The sequence below is a fragment of the Parafrankia discariae genome, assembly GCF_000373365.1.
Lineage (GTDB): Bacteria > Actinomycetota > Actinomycetes > Frankiales > Frankiaceae > Parafrankia > Parafrankia discariae.
The window spans coordinates 16,117-34,839 of the sequence record NZ_KB891274.1 but is presented as its reverse complement, the minus strand read 5'-3'; the positions used below and the strand labels follow the sequence as shown (position 1 = coordinate 34,839).

Sequence of the window (18,723 nt, the reverse complement as noted above, 5' to 3'; positions counted from 1 at the left end):
GCCAGCGCCCTATGGTCAGTTGCATGACAGAACTCCTGCTGGACCGGGGCGTCTCGCCCGCACGGCGCCGCGAGGCGTCCGGGCGCGAGGTTCTGCTGATCGTCTGCACGGGCGTGATCCTGGCGAGCCTCGACCTGTTCATCGTCAACGTCGCGCTGCCGCAGATCGCCCACGATCTCGGCGAGACCGACCTGAGCCGGCTGTCCTGGGTGCTCAACGGGTACGCGGTCGTCTACGCGGCGCTGCTCGTCTTCTTCGGCCGGCTCGCCGACCGCTACCGCCGCGACCTCGGCTTCCTGCTCGGTGCCGCGGTGTTCACCGTCGCGTCGGCGGCCTGCGCGGCGGCCACCAGCGTCGACATGCTGATCGGCTTCCGGCTCGTGCAGGCCGCCGGGGCCGCGCTGGTCACCCCCACCTCACTCGCCCTGGTGCTCGCCGCGCACGAACCCGCGCGCCGCCAGGGCGCCGTGCGCACCTGGACCGCCGTCGGCGGGATGTCGGCGGCGATCGGCCCGGTCGTCGGCGGGCTGCTCGTCGCCGCCAGCTGGCGCTGGGCGTTCCTGGTCAACGTCCCGGTCGGGCTCGCCGCCCTCGTCGTCGGCTGGCGCCGGCTGCCGCGGCTGGCCGGACAGCCCACCGAGCGGCCCGACGCCGTCGGCGTGCTGCTGGCCACCGGCGGCGTCGGCCTGCTGACCGCCGGGCTGGTCCGCGGCCCGGACTGGGGCTGGTCCTCGGCGGCCCTGGTCGGCTCGCTCGGCGGCGGGGCCGTCCTGCTCGTACTGTTCGCCGCGCACTGCGCGACCAGCCGCAACCCGCTGGTGCACCCGTCCCTGTTCGCCTCCCGACAGTTCACCGGCGCCTCGGTCGTCGCGCTGTTCTTCTCCGCCTCCTTCGGCGCGATGCTGCTGTCGATCGTGCTCTGGGAGCAGGGCCAGTGGGGCTGGTCCGCGCTGCGGGCCGGCCTGGCCATGGCGCCCGGGCCGTTCATGGTCCCGCTCATCTCGTTCGGCCTCACCGGCCGGCTGATCGCCCGCTACGGGCCGGCGAGCGTCATCGGGCTGGGCAGCGCCGTCTTCGGCGCCGGGATCGCCTGGTGGGCGCTCGCGATCACCACCGAGCCGAACTACGTCTCCGGCGTGCTCGGCGGCATGATCCTCACCGGGATCGGCGTCGGCCTGACCCTGCCCACCATGATGTCGACGGCCGCCGGATCACTGCCCCCGCAGTCGTTCGCGACCGGCTCCGCGGTTGTCAACATGGTGCGCCAGACCGGCATCGCCCTCGGTGTCGCCCTCACCATCGCGGTGCTCGGCGAGTCGTCGGTGGGCAGCGGCATCCCGCTGCACCTGTTCACCCGGGTCTGGTGGGTCACCGCCGCCCTGTCGTTCGCCGCGATCGTGCCCGCCGTGGCCCTCCTGCGCCGCCCGGCCCGCGCCGACTGAGCACCCCGGCGCGGTGCGCCGCCGCCGGTCACCACCAGCTCCACAACGGGTCGACGGCGGCGGTCGACCGGTGGCGTCCGGGGCCGCGAACCGGTTGACTTCAGATCGTCGGGCCGGTGTGGGCCCGGTGCCGGCGGTGGTCCGGTCGCACCGGCGACTCGCCCGCGGTGGACGGCTGCCGGCCGTGTCCGATCGCCACGCCGTCGCGCGTGGCGTCTGGTGTGAGGAGCCGGTCCGTGCCCGAAGCCCCGTCCCGCGTCGCGATCGTCACCGGAGCGGCCCGCGGCATCGGTGCCGCCATCGCGCAGCGCCTGGCCCGCGACGGCCTGGCGGTGGCCGTGCTCGACCTCGAGGAGTCGGCGGCCAAGACCACCGTGGACGCGATCGCGGCCGCCGGAGGGAAGGCGATCGCGATCGGCGCCGACGTGTCGGACGCCGCCGCGGTCGACGCGGCCGTCGCCCGGGTGGCCGCCGAGCTCGGCGCGCCGACGGTGCTGGTCAACAACGCCGGCATCACCCGCGACAACATGCTGTTCAAGATGACCGAGGGCGACTGGGACGCGGTCATGGGCGTCCACCTGCGCGGCTCGTTCCTGACCGCCCGGGCCACCCAGAAGTACATGGTGGACGCGAAGTGGGGCCGAATCGTCAACCTGTCCAGCATCTCCGCGCTGGGCAACCGCGGTCAGGCGAACTACTCCGCCGCCAAGGCCGGCCTGCAGGGCTTCACCAAGACGCTGGCGATCGAGCTGGGCAAGTTCGGCATCACGGTGAACTGCGTGGCGCCCGGGTTCATCGTCAGCGACATGACGCGGGCGACCGCCGAGCGCCTGGGTGTCGGCTGGGAGGACTACCTGGCCGCGGCGAAGTCGAAGATTCCCGTCGCCCGGCCGGGCGAGGTCGACGACATCGCCCACGCCGTGTCGTTCTTCGTCGGTGAGGGCGCCGGTTTCGTCTCCGGCCAGGTTCTCTACGTCGCCGGCGGCCCGAAGGCCTGAGCCCGCGGGCCGCCACCGTTCGTTCCGCCGCGGTCACAGCCGCGGGCTCAGGGTTCAGCCGGGGCCGGAGCCGTCACCGCCGTCCGCAAGGATGGACGCCGGGCCGGACAGGGGCCGCAGCGAGCTCGCGGAGGGGAACGGCGTGAACGGGCACGACGAGGACGGCACCGGCGGGCACCACGGGCACGGGCGTCCGCACGGGCACGACAGCGGGCTCGGCGACAACGGGCTCGATCTCGAGCACGGCGGCGGGTCGCTGCGCGACCTGCTCGCCGGGGCCCTGGCCCGCCCGGTGTCGCTGGTGCGCACCCGGCCCAAGCGGCCCCCGACGCCCACCCCCGAGCAGGTCCGCTCCGGGCAGGTCGTCGCCTGCCACGTCTACGCCGACGGCCAGCGGGTCCCCGACGGGTCGAACCTGCTGACCGCCGCGCACATCGCCCGCCGCCACCACGGCGCGTTCGCCTGGCTGGGCCTGTTCGAGCCCACCGACGCCGAGCTGGAGTCCATCGCCGACATCTACGGCCTGCCCGCGCTCGCCGTGGAGGACGCCGTCGTCGCCCACCAGCGACCCAAGATCGAACGGTACGGCAGCACCCTGTTCGTGGTGCTCAAGACCGCCTGCTACGTCGAGCACGGCGAGCTGACCGCGGACACCGAGGTCGTCGTCACCGGCGAGGTGATGGTCTTCATCGGCTCCGACTTCGTCGTCACCGTCCGCCACGGCAACCACGGTGGGCTCCAGCAGCTGCGCGGCGAGCTGGAGGGCCGTCCGGAGATGCTGCGCCACGGGCCGTCGGCGGTGCTGCACGGGGTGTGCGACCGGGTCGTCGACGACTACCTGGCGGTCGTCGACCGCATCGAGGCCGACGTGGACACCGCCGAGGCGTCGGTGTTCGAACGCTCCGCGCGGCCGTCGGTGGAGAAGCTCTACCAGCTCAAGCGGGAGATCCTCGAGTTCAAGCACGCGGTGACCCCGCTGACCGCCCCGCTGCGGTCGTTGTCCGACACCGCCCTGCCGATGATCGACCCGCACGTGCGCGACCACTTCCGGGACGTCTTCGACCACCTCGTGCAGGCCACCCAGCGGATCACCCACCTCGACGAGCTGCTCTCCTCGATCCTGCAGGCGACGCTGACCCAGGTGACCATCGCGCAGAACGAGGACATGCGCAGGATCAGCGCCTGGGTGGCGATCGGGGCCGTGCCGACCGCCGTCGCCGGGATCTACGGGATGAACTTCGACCACATGCCCGAGCTGCGGCAGGTCTGGGGCTACCCGGCCGTGCTGGTGACGATCGCGCTCGCCTGCCTGTTCCTGTACCGGGCGTTCCGCCGCAACGGCTGGCTCTGACCCCGGCGCCTCTGACCCCGGCGCGGGGTGTGTGCCGCACCGGCCTGGGCATGCCGTAGCGGGGAGGTGGTGCCCATGGCGCGTCCGGCGTCACCCCTGGGCCCACCGATCGAGGTGGTGGAACCGGACCCCGCGGTGGCCGACCTGCTCGGGGTGCTGCGCCGCCACCTCGGCATGGATCTCGCCTGGCTGGGCCGGGTCGAGGGCGACCTGCTGGTGCTGCAGGTCGTCAACGGTGACGCCGCCGGCTTCGGTCTCGCGCCGGGCAGCACCATCCGCCGCGAGGCGGCCCTCTACACCCAGGTGCTCGCCCACGACCAGCCGGTCATCGTCCCCGACACCCACCGCGACCCGCGGACCGCCGCCGCGGGCACCGTCCGGGCGCTGGGCATCGGGGCGTACGCGGCGACGCCGGTCTACGACAACGACAACGACATCTACGGCATCCTCGGCTGCCTCGCCCATCAGCCCCATCCGCAGCTACGGGAACGCGAAGGCCGGTTCCTCAGCCTGCTGGCCGCGTTCCTCAGCGACGCCGTCATCGATCTGCACCGGGTGTGGGAGACCCGCAGCCGGGTCTCCCGGGTGATCAACGATCTGATCGACGCCGGTGGCCCGCAGATCGTCTTCCAGCCGGTCGTCGACCTCACCGAGGGCCGCGTGGTGGGAGTCGAGGCCCTCTCCCGTTTCCCGGGGTCGACCGACGACCCGGAGGGCTGGTATGCCGTGGCCAGCAGCGTCGGCCTGGGCACGGACCTGGAGCTGGTGGCCATCCGGCGCGCGTTGACCGTGCTGTCCGAGCTGCCCCGCCCGGTCACCCTCGCGGTGAACGCCTCGCCGGCCACCATCACCTCCGGTCTGATCGGCCTGCTGGCCTCGTTCCCGGCGTGCGAGCGGCTGATCGTCGAGATCACCGAGCACGAGTACTTCAGTGCCGACCCGGTGGTCATGCGTGGCGTCCACGCGCTGCGCGCGCTCGGCGTCCAGATCGCGGTGGACGACATCGGCACCGGCTACGCCGGCCTCGAACAGCTCATCCATCTGCGACCCGAGATCGTGAAACTCGACTACCTGATCACCCACGGGATGGACCACGACCCGGCCCGGCGTGCCGTCGCCGCCGCCATCGTGGACGTCACCGCGGAGATCGGCGGCTGCGTGATCGCCGAGGGTATCGAGAACGCCGCCGAGCTGCGGGTCGCCATCGACGTCGGCGTCGACTTCGGCCAGGGCTACCTGCTCGGCGCACCCGCGCGCAGCGCCCGCGCCGCCTGCGCCCCGGCCGTCGCCCTCGCCGACCGCCGCGGCTGACCCCCGCCGTCCAGCGGCCGGTTCAGGGGTGGCCGGTCTCCGGCAGGTCGACGGTGTTGCGCCGGTGGTGGATCTTCCAGCCGTCCGGGGTGCGGATGTGCCGGCTGTGGTGGTGGCCGAACCAGATGACGCGGGTCAGCCCGTCGTCCTGGGTGCGGCCGACTCCGTAGAGCGCGGTGGAACGGGCGGTGTCACCGTCGACGGTGACCCGCGGATTGATCTCCATGTGGACCACCGCCGGCGGGTTCTTCGCCATCACCGCGGCCAGCATCTCCCTGATCGCGGTCCGCCCGAGCGCCGTCCGGCCCGAGCTCATCTCGAACTCGCCGTCCTGCGCCCACAGTTCCGCCCAGGCGTCGAGGTCACGGGCGTCGAGCAGCTCGCCGTAGTCGATCAGACTCTGCCGGATCTCCTCCCGGTCCTCCAGCAGCCGCACGCGCTCTTCGAGGCTCATCTCGCTTCGACTCATGGCGAGTAGCTTGGCCTGAGAATTTACACTCAGTCAAGATAATCTCCGCGGCGGCCCGCCCGCGCGCCCCGGCGGGAGGTTCCCGCGCCCGGCCCGCGGGGCCCACGAGGCCCGCGGCCGATCGCGGCGGCGGATACGCGCCGAAAGGAAGCCCGTCGCGTCTTCGGCGGTGAACCTCCATTTCCCGGTACGAGGCCGGGGTTCCACCAGGGGCGCACGTTACTTTCTGCCGGAACAAAGTCACGACAGTTCCCGGTGAGCTCCTGGATAGCACGGTGATTCGGCCGGTGATGCCGTGCCGACCGTTCCCGACCCGGCAAACAGGGAGCAGCCATGAGAAAACTGGCACAACGCACGGCCCGGTGTCTCGGCGTACTCGCCGTCGCCGGCGGCGTGGCACTGGCGACCACGACACCCGCCACCGCGGCGGCGCCGAACATCGCGGTCGGCCTCCGGGCGAGCGGGGCCGTTCCCAGCGGCCCGGCCGTCGTCAGTACCTTCCCCGGTACCCCGCAGAACCACCGGGTGGGCCTCAGCATCCCGTCGCTGATCAGCGTCGGCGTCATCGACACCGCCGCGGGCCCGACCAGCGCCAGCGCGACGGTCGGCGGCGTCTCCGCCGGCCTGTCGGGGGTCGCGACCGTGAGCGTCGACTCGATCAGGTCGGGCTGTGTCTACAACCCCTCCACCGGAACGGTGACCGGGAGTACCGCCATCACGAACGCGCGGATCGCGCTGCTCGGAATACCGGTCCTGATCCAGCCGAACCCGGCACCGGACACCACCATCGCCCTGCCCGGCGGCCTGGGAACGCTGCTCCTCAACCACCAGACCCTCACCCCCGACGGCACGCTGACGGTCGACGCGGTGTCGGTCAGTCTGCTCGGAGGTCTCGAGAGCGCGGTCGTCGCGACGTCGGTCTGCAACAAGGCCGCGCTGTCCTAGCGTCGGAGGCCATCGCGAGCTTCTGAGCCCGACGACCCGACGGCCGCGACCTTCGCGTGCGAGGTCGCGGCCGTCGGGCCGTACTAGCCGTGGGTCTGTTCGACCGGCGTCGTGGTCACCGGTGGTCGGCCCACCCTTTCGCCCGCGCCGACCTGGCAGTGCAACGACGCCGGCGGCGGCTTGCCGTGGAACAGCCGATGGACGTGCCGGTGTATCACGTAGCCGGCGCGCATCACGATGAGCCACTCGGTCGCGATGGCTGATCTTCGCCTCCCGTCGGGGTACCGGTGACCGCGACGGCGCCGACCTGGCGAAGGATGGTGAGCCGGTCGGGGAGCACCGAGTAGTTCACGATCTGACCGTCGCGGAAGGTGATGAGGCTGACGCTGGTCGCGTCGATGCGCCTACCGGTCGCGGGCGCGCCGAACAGCTCACCCTGGTGCGTTCCTTCGATCCGCCAGAAGACCACCACCCGGTTGTCCTCGGCGACCAGCTCCGTCACCGTGCTGCGCACGTCCGGAACGGACGCGCGCAGCCACTCGACGTGCTCACGGAAACCGGCACGGCCGATGGACCAGCCGGCGTGCCGGCGGGTGGCGTCGTCCGCGTCGTCCGCGACGAACGTCTCCAGCAGTTCCACCTTTCCCTGGTTGACGACGTCCTCGTAGAGGCGGCGCGCGATGTCCTTGTTGGCCTCTGTGCCCATGGCGTTCCTTTCCTGGCCGGGCGGGCGGCAGTGCTTCGCCCACCTACCGCGGCGGCTCGCCGTGGTAGGTGGGCGGCAGCAGGATTCCGTTCGAGGCGGTGAGCCCGCCGTCGACGGGGATGGTGACGCCGGTGACGTACGACGCCGCCGGTGACGCCAGGAACCAGATGACCTCGGCCTGTTCGCGGGCCTGAGCCCAGCGCTGCATCGGGATCCGTCGGGTCAGCGCCGCGGCGAGGACCGGGTCGGCGCGCTGACCGGCGGTGCGGGGTGTCTCGGTGAGACCGGGGGCGACCGCGTTGATCCGGATGCCCTCGAAGGCGTAGTCGAGCGCGGCGGAGCGCACCAGGTTGTTCGCCGCGGCCTTCGTGGTGTTGTAGGCCCAGGTGTAGGGATCGCCCCGCAGCCCGGCGCCGGAGGATGTCACGACGATCGCCCCGCCGCCGGTGGCCCGCAGTGCCGGGACGGCGGCGCGGATCCCCAGCACCAGGCCACGGACGTTCACCGCGTAGATCGCATCAAGGCTTTCGACGGCTCCCGGTGCCTCGATCGGTGGGGCGCCCCCGAGGCCGGCGTTCAGCACAGCGGCGTCGAGGCGGCCGAAGCGTTCGACGGCCAGGGCCACCATCGCCTCGTTGGCCGCCGGGTCGCCCGCGTCACCCACGAGGGTGACGACGTCAGGGTGCCCGGCGAGCTTGCCCAATCCCTCCTCGGACACGTCGGACGCGACGACCCCGAACCCGCGCTGCGCGAACAGTTCGACGCACGCCGCTCCGATCCCGGCTGCGGCGCCGGTGACGACGACGGATCCGCTGACCATGCCGGCTCCTCCTCCCCGCACGTTTCTCGGCTGTGGGCGCAGGGGTCAGTAGCCGGCGTCGACGTCGACGACGCCGTGCAGCGGCCGACCCGTGCGCCAACGGCGCAGGTTGTCGGCGAAGAGGCCGAAACCGCGGTTGAGGCCGCCGGGAGCCGACCAGGACACGTGCGGCAGGATCCGGACCCGGGGGTCGTGGCGCAGCGGATGGTCGGCCGGCAGCGGTTCGGGGTCGGTGACGTCCAGGCTGGCACGCGACACCGTCCCGGCGGCCAGCGCCCGGACCAGCGCGTCGGTGTCGACGATCCGGCCCCGGGCGACGTTGACCAGGTGCAGGCCGGGCTTGGTGACGGCGAACGCCGCGTCGTCCAGCAGCCGGTCGGTGTCCGGCGTCAGTGGGGCGGCCACGACGAGGTGGTCCGCCGCGCCGAGCAGCTCGGGCAGGGTGCGCACCACGGTCACGGCGGGCTGTTCGGCCGGGCGTCCGCTGCGGCGCAGGGCCAGCAGCCGCGTGTCGAACCCGTCCAGCCGGCGGCCCAGTTCCTGACCGATGGACCCGAACCCGAGCAGCCCCACCGTCCGGCCGACGAGGGTACCCAGGGGCTCGGCGAGGAACGGCTCGATCGTCGCGGCCTCCCAGATCTGCGGGATGCGCTTCTCGGCGGCGAGCAGCAGGCCGACGGTGAGCTCGGCGATCGCCGAGCTGTTCGCCCCGCGGCCGCAGGTCACCGTACGGCCGGCGAGACGGTCGAGCGGGAAGCCGTCGACACCGGTCGACAGGAAGTGCACCCAGTCGGCCCGCTCGACCGCCGCCAGCACGGCGTCCGGTGGCGAGTCACGCAGCAGCGCGGGCATCACCAGCGCCGCCACCGGCGCGGACGAGTCCGCCGGCACGCCCTGCCCACCGAGAACGTCGACGACGTCGAGATCGGCGTTCTCGGTGTCGCCGTCCTCGGCGCCGGCGTCGCCGGGCGACCCGGTGCCGAGCAGGGAGCGGACCCGGTCGACGAACGGGCCCGGCACCACGGCCGCGATCACCACCGGCGTGGCCGGGCGGGTGCGGGGCACGGCGCCGGGGACCGGTGCGGCCCCGGGAATCGAGGTGAGCGACATGGTGCGCTGGCTCCCGTCAGGCTCCGGTGGCGAGTTCGAGCCGCGCGGTGTTCCGCTCGGCCGACAACCGCCCCAGCGCCTGCCGCAACCCCTCGACGACGCACTGCGAGGTCTTCGCGGGAAGACCCTGCCTGGCCCAGAGGGCCATCGGCAGCGGGGCCGGTTTGGGCAGGTCGTCGCGGGCGACGAGGCCCTCGGGGGTCTGGCCGAACGTGGCCATCAACGCGATCCCGAGACCGGCCCCGACCGCCGCCTGCACGCCGGCCAGCTGGATGGCCTCCGCGCCGATCACCGTCTCGATCGCGTGCAGCGACAGTGTCTCCAGCGCCCGGGAGCGCAACGCGCAGGGCTGGTCGAAGGCCACCACCGAGATCGGCCGGGCCAGCGACGGCCGCCGCCAGGTCGGGGCGGAATACCAGGTCAGCTCCAGTTCTCCAACCGGCTGTGCGCGCGGGTTGTCGGCCGGGCCGAGCAGCAACGCCAGGTCGATCCGGCCGGCCTCGAGCCCTTCGAGCAGGCTGGCGCCCCGGTCGATGCGGAACCGCACACTGTGCTGAGGCAGCGACTGTCCCAGCACGTCCGCGAGGACCGGCAGCAGCTGGGCCGCGCCGTGCTCGGTCGAGCCGATGACCACGGCCTCCTCGGTCTCGGCCAGACCGAAGCCGTGCAGGGTCTCGTCGTGCAGGCTCAGGATCCGCCGCGCCTGGCCGAGCAGGTGCTCGCCGTCCCGGGTGAGCTGGGACCGGCGCCCCTGGCGCTCGACCAGGACCCGTCCGGTGGCGGTTTCGAGGCGGCGCACGTGCTGGCTCACCGCCGCCTGGCTGAGGTGCAGCGATGACGCGGCCCGCTGGAAACCGCCACAGTCCGCGACAGCGACGAAGCTGCGCAGGGGCGCGATGTCCAGGGTCCGCCTCACACCAGTCAGGCTACTTGCCCAACCCACTAATCTTCATCGGGATGATGAAGAATCATCACAAGACGTGATGGGTCGCCATCGCGAACCATCGTTGGACATCGGCGTCACGCGCATCGCATGCTCATCGACATGGCCCAGTCGACCACCGTGCTGCTCACGTGTCGTCGCTGGTTGGACCTTGCGCGCAGTCAGGCGACCCGCTGTCGCTGACCCGATCCGTCCACCGACCTGATCGGGTCACCGCCCGACCCCTCGTTGCCCTGCGTCACCGATGATCCGCACCATCGCCGGTCCGACCTGACCGGCGCCGCGCGGGGCGCCGACCGGAGCGCCCGGCGAGGTGGCCCGTCCAGATCCCGCCCGCCCCGTCAGCACACCCGTCAGGCCGACATCCGGCGCGATCCGGTGGACGGGGCCGTCCCGACGCGCTCGCCGCGCGATCACCAGGAAGGTTCCACCGATGTCTGCTCGCACGCTCAAGCTGGGTGCCGTTCTCATCGGGGTCGGCGGCCCCGGGCAGCACAACACCTGGCTCAGCCCCGAGATCCCGGGCAACGCCAGCGTGGACGTCCGCTGGTACATCGCCCGCGCGCAGCAGGCGGAGGCCGCGAAGTTCGACCACATCTTCATCGTGGACAGCCAGTTCATCACCCCGGACTCGCCGAACCACTACCTCAGCCGGCTCGAGCCGCTGACGCTGCTGTCCGCGGTCGCCGTGCACACCAGCCACATCGGCCTGGTGGGGACGATCACCACGTCCTACAACGAGCCGTTCAACGTCGCCCGCCGGCTGGCCTCGCTCGACCACATCAGCGGCGGCCGGGCCGGCTGGAACGTCGTCACCAGCGGTGACGGCGGCACGGCAGGCAACTACAGCCGCGACGAGCACTACGACTACGCCACCCGCTACGGGCGGGCGCACGAGCATGTGCGGATCGCGCAGGGGCTGTGGGACTCCTACGAGGCCGACGCCTTCCCCCGGGACAAGGAGCGCGGGGTCTTCTTCGACCGCGACCGCCAGCACGCGCTGAACCACTCCGGCGAGTACTTCTCGGTGGTCGGGCCGCTCAACCTGGAGCGCACACCCCAGGGCCAGCCGGTGATCTTCCAGGCGGGCGACTCGGAAGAGGGCCGCGACCTGGGGGCGAGCATCGCCGACGCGATCTTCAGCCACGCCCAGACCCTCGAGCAGGCCCAGGCGTTCCGCAGCGAGCTGCGGGCGCGGGCGGCGGCCAAGGGGCGCGACCCCGAGCAGCTGCTCGTCATCCCGGGGATCTTCCCGATCATCGCCGACACCGACGCCGAGGCCCGCGCCAAGGAGGACGCGACCCTCGGCGCCAAGAGCTTCGAGCGCGCGCTGGCCGAACTCGGCCGCCCCTTCGGCTGGCACGACTTCTCGCAGTACGACCTGGACGCACCGTTCCCCGAGGTCGGCGACGCCGGTGAGCGCAGCTTCCGGACCCAGGCGGAGGGCATCAAGAAGCTGGCCCGGGAGAACCACCTGACGCTGCGCCAGGTCGTCGAGCACCAGCTCAACGCGTTCCGCTCGCCGTTCGTCGGCTCGCCGCTCACCGTCGCGAACGAGATCGAGCGCTGGTTCGAAGGCGGTGGCTTCGACGGCGTCAACATCATGGTGACGGTGCCCAGCGAGTTCGCCCAGTTCGTCGACCAGGTGCTGCCGATCCTGCGGGAGCGGGGCATCGTCCGCAGCGAGTACGAGTCCACGACGCTGCGCGGCAACCTCGGCCTGCCCGTCCCGGAGAACCGGCACACCGCCGCCCGCCAGCAGCAGGCCACCGCCGACACCACGCCCGCCGCGTCCACCGCGTCCACCGCCGAGCCTGAACCGGCAGGAGTGTGAACCGATGACCTACCACCGCACCGCGCACCCGGCGCATCGCGGCGTACTCGACGAGGAACCGACCGGGGGGCGGGCCGCGACGCAGGTCTTCGACCCCGGGCGGCTGCGCAACGTCTTCGGCGCCTTCCCCTCCGGGGTGGCGGCGGTGGCGGCGCTGGTCGACGGTGTGCCGGTGGGGATCGCGGCGAGCTCGTTCACCTCGGTCTCCCTGGACCCGCCGCTGGTGTCGCTGTGCATCGGCCACACATCCGGCACCTGGCCCGCGCTGCGCGCCGCGCCGCGGCTCGGGCTGAGCATCCTCAGCGCCGAGCAGGAGCGGGCGGCCCACCAGCTCGCGGGCCGCCACGGCGACCGCTTCGCCGAGCTGCGCTGGCGGGTGACCGACGACGGCGCCGTCCTGCTGGACGGAGCCAGCGCCTGGATCGAGACCAGCATCGACCAGCAGGTCCGCGCCGGCGACCACGACATCGTCGTGCTGCGCGTGCACGACCTGGACGCCGACCACGACATCAGCCCGCTGGTGTTCCACGCCAGCCAGTTCCGCCGGCTCGAACGCTGAGCACCGCGCCGGATGGGCCGGGCCGGCCCGGAAGCCGCCCGCTTCCGGGCCGGCCCGGAAGCTACGCCGGCCGGGCCGCGACCTGCGCCGGCGGTGCCGGTGCCGGTGCCCAGACCGTGCTGGGAATCTCCGCGCGCAGGATCGGGGCCACCTCGGCGAGGAAACGTTCGAGATGGTCGCGGGTCGCGCCCAGCGCGTTCGTGTAGGTGGAGAAGAATCCCTCCACGCCGACTCCGAACACCTGGTTACCGAACTTCGCCTGCAGGTCGATGAGCTTCTCGGCTATCTGCTCCGCCGTTCCCACCAGCGCCGATCCGTTCCGCAGAAAATCCTCCAGGGAGTCGAACGGGAAGGCCGCCCGGTCCTGGAAATGCTCCCGTACCGAGGCCTCGTAGGCGGGCCGGGCGATCGCCAGCGCGTCCTGGGAGCGGTCGGTGATGATCGGCGAGTGGACACCGACCGCGATCAGCGCCGCGGCGGGATCATGGCCGTGGAAGGCGAGCCGCTCCCGGTAGTGGCGCACCAGGCCCAGATAGTGATCGACCCTGCGCAGCCCGTTGGCCGAGTACAGCGGATCACCCCAGCGCGCGGCGAGCTCGGTGGAGCGGGGGCTGGTCGCCGAGCCGTGCCACACCCGGGGAGCCGGCCGCTGCAGCGGGTGGGGCTCGACGGTCGCGTTGGTCAGCTTCGGGCGGAAGCGGCCCTCCCAGGTGACGTTCTCCTCCCGCCACAGCCGGCGGACCAGTTCGTAGCCCTCCTCCAGGCGGTCCCACAGATCGGCCTCGGCCACGTCGAAGACGCTCGGGGCCACCGGGTCGCCGCCCTTGCCGATGATCAGATCCAGCCGGCCGTCGCTGAGGTGGTCGAGTGTCGCGTAGTCCTCGGCCGACCTGACGGGATCGGTCAGGGAGAGCACGGCGACGGTGGTGACCAGCCGGATCCGGGTGGTCCGCGCCGCGATGTGCGAGAGGATCACCGCCGGCGACGAGGACAGCAGGGCCGGGTTGTGCCGCTCGCCGACCCCGAAGGCGTCGTAGCCGATCCGCTCGGCCCACAGCGCGAGATCCACGACCTCGCGGAACCGGTCGCGCTGGCTGAGCGGTGGACGCCCGGCGCCGGTGCTCTGCCTGGGCATTAGCGTGCTGGCCAGGAACCTCACGACCGACCACCTCCAGCCGAACGTGCGCGGACGCCGACAACGACTATCGAACCCAGACCGGGGCGATCGGCGAGTAGCTCGACGCGTCACCGGCCCGGACGACACTCGGGCGGCCGTCGGTGCCGACCGGGAGGTCGCCCGCCACCGTCACCCGGTGCACGATCCGCGGCTCGGTCGTGTAGTCGTTGACGGCGTAGTGCTGGGTCGCCCGGTTGTCCCAGATCGCGACGTCGCCGGTGTTCCAGTGCCAGCGGACCTGGTTCTCGGGCCGGCTGACGACCTCGGCGAAAATGTTCAGCAGCAGCTCCGACTGACTCTGCGAGACGCCCTTGAGCTGCTTGACGAAGCCGCCCAGCACCAGGGCCCGCTCACCGGTCTCGGGGTGCACCCGGACCACCGGGTGCTCCGCCTCGAACTCGATGGAGCGGAACTCCTCGAATCTGGCGATGAACTCCTCCGGCAGCCCTTCGAGGTCCTGGCGGCGCAGGCCGTAGTCGTGCTGGTTGGTGTGGAAGACCCGCAGGCTCTCGGCGAGCGTCTGGAGTTCGAGCGGGAGGTCGCTCAGCGCGGTGGCGGTGTTGCCCCAGACCGTGTCGCCGCCGGTCGCCGGGATCTCCACGCCGCGCAGCACCGAGATCGCCGGCGGGTTGACCACGAACGTGACGTCGGTGTGCCAGGCGCCCGCCCGGCCCCCCTTGGACGCGTCCAGCTCGTGGATGAGCGGGTAGCCGGCGAGCGACGCCTGGGTCGGGTGCGCCAGCGTGAGTTCCCCCAGCGTGCGGGCGAAGGCGATCTGGCTGTCGGGGTCCAGGTGGTGCTGCCCGCGGAAGAACAGCACCTTGTGCCTGAGCAACGCCTGGCGCAGGGCCGCCACGGTCGCGGCGTCGAGATCGCCGGACAGGCGGACGCCGTCGACGCGGGCACCGATGCGGAGGGTCAGCGGGGTGACGTCGAGGTCGACAACGGCCGGACTGGTCATGGTGCGGCTTCCTTCCGGGAGGAGTTACGACCGACGAGATCGGGGGCGGCGGCGCGCGGGACACCGGTCATGAGGCGGCCGGCGCTGTGGGACTGGCCGGCGCCGGCGGGGCCGAGGCCTGGACCGCGTCGTTGAACTGGTCGGTGACGAGGTCGGCCACCACCACCTCGCGGGGGATCAGGTCGGCCTCGGTGAAGGCGTCCGCCACCACCTGCAGCCGCTTGGCGACGTCGTCGTCGAGCGGGATCCAGGCCCGGTTCTCCCGGCCCAGCACCAGCGTCGCGATCTGGGTCGTCAGGCCGGTCTCGGTGGCCCACGCCCGCGCCCACGCGTCCGGGTTCTCGGTCGTCCAGGTGTAGGCCCGGCGCAGTCGGGCCAGGAAGTCCGCGATCGCGGCGTGCCGGCCGGGGTCGGCCACCGCCTCCGGGCGGGCGGCCAGGAAGGTCAGCCCGGTGCTGAGGCCACCCTCGCCGTTCACCAGTATCCGGGCGCCGAGATTCTGCTCGGCGATGGCGGTGTAGGGGTCCCAGATCGCCCACGCGTCCACGCTGCCGTTGTTGAACGCCGCCAGCGCGTCCGGCGGTTGGAGGTAGGCCGGGTCGATGTCGTCGAAGGTCAGCCCGGCCTTGTCCAACGCGGCGAGCAGGTGGTAGTTCCCCGACGAGCCCTTGGCGACGGCCACCTTCCTGCCCCGCAGGTCCGCGACGGTCCTGATCGACGAGGCGTCCTTGACCACGATCGCCGCCCCGGCCGGGTCACCCTCGTAGGCCGACACCAGGGTCAGCTCCGCGCCCGAGGCCGCCGCGAAGATCGGTGGGGTCTCGCCGACACCACCGAGGTCGATGGCGTCGGCGGCCAGCGCCTCGAGCAGCGGCGGCCCGGAGGTGAACGAACTCCACTCGATCGTGTAAGGAACATCGTCCAGCAGGCCGGCGGCGCCGAGCAGCGCCTTGGTGCCGGCCTTCTGGTCACCCACCTTGAGCGTGACCGTCGACAGGTCGACGGGGCCCGCCGCGGCGTCCGGGGTGGCGGTGTCGTCGTTCGACGAGCAGGCGGCGCCCAGCGCGAGCGCGGCGGCCAGTGGGACGGCGACCCACCACGGGCGGCGGCGGACGAGGGTGGACACGGGTGGTTCTCCTTCGGTTTCGGGTGGGCGCCGGTCCCGGCTCACACCGGGACCCCCAGCAGGGTGAGCAGTCGGGTGCGCAGCCGTCCGACCTCGGGGTCGTCGAGCCGGCGCGGCCGGTCGACCAGGACCGGGACGTCCTGGGCGATCCCGCCGTCGGCCAGCACGAGGACCCGGTCGGCCAGCAGCAGGGCCTCCTCCACGTCATGGGTGACCAGCACGACGGCCGGGCCGTGCCGCCGCCAGAGGTCCGCGATCAGCGCCTGCGTCCGCAGCCGGGTGAGCGCGTCCAGGGAGGCGCAGGGCTCGTCGAGCAGCAGCAGGTCCGGCGAGCGCACCAGGGCGCGGGCCAGCGCGGCCCGCTGCGCCTCCCCACCCGACAGCGTCAGCGGCCAGGCGTCGGTCCGGTGCTCGAGGCCCACTTCGGCGAGCGCGGCCAGCGACCGGGGGCGCACGTCGGGTCCGGTCAGGCCGAGCGCGACGTTGCGCCACACCTTCTTCCACGGCAGCAGGCGTGGCTCCTGGAAGGCGACGGAGCGTCTGGTCGGGACGATCACGTCGCCCTCGACCTCGCGGTCGAGGCCGGCCAGGATCCGCAGCAGGGTGCTCTTGCCGCAGCCGCTGCGACCGAGCAGCGCGACGAACTCACCGGGGGCCACCGTCAGGTCGAGCCCGTCGAGGACGGCCCGCGTTCCACCGGCCGGGTCGGGGAACACCCGGCGCAGGCCCCGGACCGTGACGGCGCCACCCCGGGCGTGCGCGTCGGCGGTGTGTCCGTTCACTGGCCCGAGAATCCGCGCCGCCATGACAGCGCCCCTTTCTCCAGCAGGCGGACGATCACGTCGGTCAGCAGCCCGAGCAGGCTGTACACGACGAGACAGACCACGATCACGTCGGTCTGCAGGAACTCGCGGGCGTTCATCATCAGGTAGCCGATGCCCTGGTCGGCGTTCACCTGCTCGCCGATGACCAGGGCCAGCCAGGAGAAGCCGAGGGCGTAGCGCAGGCCGACCAGCATGCCCGGCAGCGACCCCGGCAGCACGACGTGCCAGACCAGCCGCCAGCGGTTGAGCCCCAGGGTGCCGGCGGCCTCCACCAGGCGTTCGTCGACGTCCCGGATGGCCGCGTAGGTGTTGAGGTAGAGCGGGAAGGCGACCGCCAGCGTCACCAGCGCGATCTTCGGGGCCTCGCCGATCCCGAACCAGATGATGAGCAGCGGGATGAGGCCGAGGAACGGAACGGTGCGCAGCATCTGCATGGGCGCGTCGATGAGGTCCTCACCGAGCCGGAACAGGCCGGAGAGCAGGCCGAGCACCAGCCCCGCGAGCCCGCCGAGGAACAGGCCGTAGCCGACCCGGCGCAACGAGACCGCCAGCGCCTCCGGCAGCGAACCATCGACGATCATGTCCCAGCCGGTGCCGGCCACCGTGCTCGGAGCCGCGATCGTGTCCGCGGGCAGGTAACCGACGACCGAGCCGACCTGCCAGACCGCCACCAGCAGGATCGGGCCGAACAGCCGGCGGACCGGCCGGGGCAGGCCGCGCCGCCGCCGCAGGCCGGCCCCGGACAGCCTCTCGACGGCGGGCCCGGGCCGGGCCGTCTCCCCCGGCGGGTCCGTGCCCGGTGGGTCGACGGCCGGCGGGTCCGCCGCCTCGACAAGCAGGTCCGACGCGTCGGGTGGTGACATGTCAGCCTTCCGTTGCTGCGCTGGTGCTGTGATGTGGCCCGAGCCCGGGGCCGCGCCGTCACCCGGCCGGGAACCGGCGTCAGCGGGAGGCCTGGCCCGTGGGCCGGGCGGGTCGCCGATGGCCTGGCGCGACCGGGAACCCGCGACTCCGGGACCGTCGGATCATCGAGTGCGCGGCGGCGAACTTTGGAGGAGCGGGGCCACGGGGGCGGGCGGAGACGTGCGCGGAGTGGGCGGCAGGCTCAGCGGCAGCGCGGACAGAGGGCGCTGGCTACCCGCCCGTAGTCGACGTGCGGGCGGTCGACCAGGACCGCCTGACCGCTCATGTCAGGGACGGTACCGGCAGCCCGGAACCATGTCTACCAAACCAGTGGATAAAGCAAAGAAGACAAGTGAGGAAGGCGCGGTCGACGGTCGCGCCGGCACGATCGACGAAAGGCCGGATCAGGCCGCCGTGGCGTTCGGTGGCAGGGTGTCGGCGATGCCGGACAGCAGCCAGTCCAGGCCCTGCGCGAACGCCCGGTCCGCGTCCTCGCCCGAGAGGATGAGCGGTTCGGTCAGCACCTCGGCGAGCGCGGGGTGCCGCCCGCTCGCCGCGAGCCGGTGCAGATGCTCGACGACGGCCTGCCAGCGCGGATCGGCGGCCGGCCCGCCGGCGGCCGATCCGTCGGCGGCGGGGCCACCAGCGGCGGGGCCGTCGGCGCACAGGTGCCGGCCCGCGCGCTTGCGCGCGGAGACCTCGCCGAGGATGTGACCGACCACGAACGTGTCCACCGCCCGCAGAATCTCGATCTTGCGGCTGGTCGGCACCCGCAGGCCGGTGAGGGCCTCGAACGACTGCTCGATGTGCCGCACGGCGTTCGGGCCGATGTGGCCGCGGTTTACGACGGACCGCAGCATCCACGGATGGCGCAGGCCCACCTCCCGGCCGCGGGCGGCGATGGCCGTCATCGCGGCGCGCCAGTCCACCGGCAGCGGCCCGGCCAGGACCGCCTCCCCCGCCACCCGGTCGGTCATGAGGTCGAGCAGGTCGTCCTTGCTCGGGACGTGCGTGTAGAGGCTCATCGGCCGGGCGCCGAGCACGGCCGCGACCCGGCGGATGGAGACCGCGTCGAGCCCCTCGCGGTCGGCGATGTCGATCGCGGCGCCGACGATCGCCGCCCGGGTCAGCCCAGGTCGCGGCGGTGCCGGCGGGTTCTCCCACAGCGGGCCGGGCGCCGGGCCGGGCCCGGTCTCCCCGCCCGCGGCGCGCGGTCGCGGCTGCCGGTCATCCACCCGTCCAAC

Annotated in this window: 18 protein-coding genes; 7 read left to right on the top strand and 11 right to left on the bottom strand. The window is 72.7% G+C overall.

Going from position 1 to position 18,723, the window contains the following annotated elements; translation table 11 throughout:
- The first annotated feature begins 23 nt into the window (after positions 1-23).
- The 4 genes from B056_RS0131895 (at position 24) to B056_RS0131875 (ending at position 5,102) form a co-directional block, all read left to right on the top strand.
- Positions 24-1,442 carry an MFS transporter gene (locus B056_RS0131895; protein WP_018505905.1) on the top strand — a complete coding sequence of 473 codons (1,419 nt, stop codon included), beginning with the start codon at positions 24-26 and terminating at the stop codon, positions 1,440-1,442.
- A 236-nt stretch (positions 1,443-1,678) separates the two neighbouring features.
- Complete coding sequence (fabG, locus tag B056_RS0131885; protein WP_018505903.1) at positions 1,679-2,440, top strand: 3-oxoacyl-ACP reductase FabG; 762 nt, start codon at positions 1,679-1,681, stop codon at positions 2,438-2,440.
- Between the two features lie 91 nt (positions 2,441-2,531).
- Positions 2,532-3,791 carry a magnesium and cobalt transport protein CorA gene (locus B056_RS38805; RefSeq protein WP_018505902.1) on the top strand — a complete coding sequence of 420 codons (1,260 nt, stop codon included), beginning with the start codon at positions 2,532-2,534 and terminating at the stop codon, positions 3,789-3,791.
- Between the two features lie 75 nt (positions 3,792-3,866).
- Complete coding sequence (locus B056_RS0131875; protein ID WP_020572820.1) at positions 3,867-5,102, top strand: sensor domain-containing phosphodiesterase; 1,236 nt, start codon at positions 3,867-3,869, stop codon at positions 5,100-5,102.
- A gap of 22 nt (positions 5,103-5,124) precedes the next feature.
- Here the strand turns inward: B056_RS0131875 and B056_RS0131870 are convergent, their stop codons facing one another.
- Positions 5,125-5,571 (bottom strand): nuclear transport factor 2 family protein, encoded by a 447-nt coding sequence (locus tag B056_RS0131870; protein ID WP_026240380.1) that lies wholly within the window; start codon positions 5,569-5,571, stop codon positions 5,125-5,127.
- Between the two features lie 333 nt (positions 5,572-5,904).
- On the opposite strand from B056_RS0131870, the gene B056_RS0131865 reads away from it, so the two are divergent.
- Positions 5,905-6,516: a choice-of-anchor P family protein gene (locus B056_RS0131865; protein WP_018505899.1), complete on the top strand. Its 612-nt coding sequence runs from the start codon at positions 5,905-5,907 to the stop codon at positions 6,514-6,516.
- A gap of 232 nt (positions 6,517-6,748) precedes the next feature.
- Here the strand turns inward: B056_RS0131865 and B056_RS0131855 are convergent, their stop codons facing one another.
- The 4 genes from B056_RS0131855 to B056_RS0131840 are packed head-to-tail and all read right to left on the bottom strand — an operon-like array spanning position 6,749 to position 10,068.
- Positions 6,749-7,222 carry an ester cyclase gene (locus B056_RS0131855; protein ID WP_018505897.1) on the bottom strand — a complete coding sequence of 158 codons (474 nt, stop codon included), beginning with the start codon at positions 7,220-7,222 and terminating at the stop codon, positions 6,749-6,751.
- A gap of 43 nt (positions 7,223-7,265) precedes the next feature.
- Positions 7,266-8,042: an SDR family NAD(P)-dependent oxidoreductase gene (locus tag B056_RS0131850; RefSeq protein ID WP_018505896.1), complete on the bottom strand. Its 777-nt coding sequence runs from the start codon at positions 8,040-8,042 to the stop codon at positions 7,266-7,268.
- 45 nt (positions 8,043-8,087) lie between these two features.
- On the bottom strand, positions 8,088-9,152 hold the full coding sequence (locus B056_RS0131845) for an NAD(P)-dependent oxidoreductase (protein WP_018505895.1): 1,065 nt from the start codon (positions 9,150-9,152) through the stop codon (positions 8,088-8,090).
- 16 nt (positions 9,153-9,168) lie between these two features.
- The gene (locus B056_RS0131840; RefSeq protein ID WP_018505894.1) at positions 9,169-10,068 is read right to left on the bottom strand and encodes a LysR family transcriptional regulator; all 900 of its coding nucleotides are present in this window, start codon (positions 10,066-10,068) and stop codon (positions 9,169-9,171) included.
- 460 nt (positions 10,069-10,528) lie between these two features.
- Here B056_RS0131840 and B056_RS0131835 point away from each other — a divergent pair, with 460 nt between their 5' ends.
- Positions 10,529-11,929 (top strand): LLM class flavin-dependent oxidoreductase, encoded by a 1,401-nt coding sequence (locus B056_RS0131835; RefSeq protein WP_018505893.1) that lies wholly within the window; start codon positions 10,529-10,531, stop codon positions 11,927-11,929.
- Positions 11,930-11,933: 4 nt separating this feature from the next.
- A complete protein-coding gene (locus tag B056_RS0131830; RefSeq protein WP_018505892.1) occupies positions 11,934-12,488 on the top strand; it encodes a flavin reductase family protein in 555 nt (184 codons plus the stop codon).
- Positions 12,489-12,549: 61 nt separating this feature from the next.
- Here B056_RS0131830 and B056_RS0131825 read toward each other — a convergent pair whose 3' ends face one another.
- The 6 genes from B056_RS0131825 to B056_RS0131800 all read right to left on the bottom strand — a co-directional run bounded on the left by B056_RS0131825 (position 12,550) and on the right by B056_RS0131800 (position 18,714).
- Positions 12,550-13,647 (bottom strand): LLM class flavin-dependent oxidoreductase, encoded by a 1,098-nt coding sequence (locus B056_RS0131825; protein ID WP_026240379.1) that lies wholly within the window; start codon positions 13,645-13,647, stop codon positions 12,550-12,552.
- A gap of 43 nt (positions 13,648-13,690) precedes the next feature.
- Complete coding sequence (locus B056_RS0131820; RefSeq protein WP_018505890.1) at positions 13,691-14,626, bottom strand: TauD/TfdA dioxygenase family protein; 936 nt, start codon at positions 14,624-14,626, stop codon at positions 13,691-13,693.
- A 67-nt stretch (positions 14,627-14,693) separates the two neighbouring features.
- Complete coding sequence (locus B056_RS0131815) at positions 14,694-15,752, bottom strand: ABC transporter substrate-binding protein (RefSeq protein ID WP_018505889.1); 1,059 nt, start codon at positions 15,750-15,752, stop codon at positions 14,694-14,696.
- Positions 15,753-15,793: 41 nt separating this feature from the next.
- Entirely contained in the window at positions 15,794-16,558 is a 765-nt protein-coding gene (locus B056_RS0131810; protein WP_018505888.1) for an ABC transporter ATP-binding protein, read from the bottom strand.
- Positions 16,531-17,439 carry an ABC transporter permease gene (locus B056_RS0131805; RefSeq protein WP_018505887.1) on the bottom strand — a complete coding sequence of 303 codons (909 nt, stop codon included), beginning with the start codon at positions 17,437-17,439 and terminating at the stop codon, positions 16,531-16,533. Before B056_RS0131805 ends, B056_RS0131810 begins: the two co-directional genes overlap by 28 nt.
- A 444-nt stretch (positions 17,440-17,883) precedes the next feature.
- Entirely contained in the window at positions 17,884-18,714 is an 831-nt protein-coding gene (locus B056_RS0131800) for a TetR/AcrR family transcriptional regulator (protein ID WP_018505886.1), read from the bottom strand.
- Positions 18,715-18,723 lie beyond the last annotated feature (9 nt).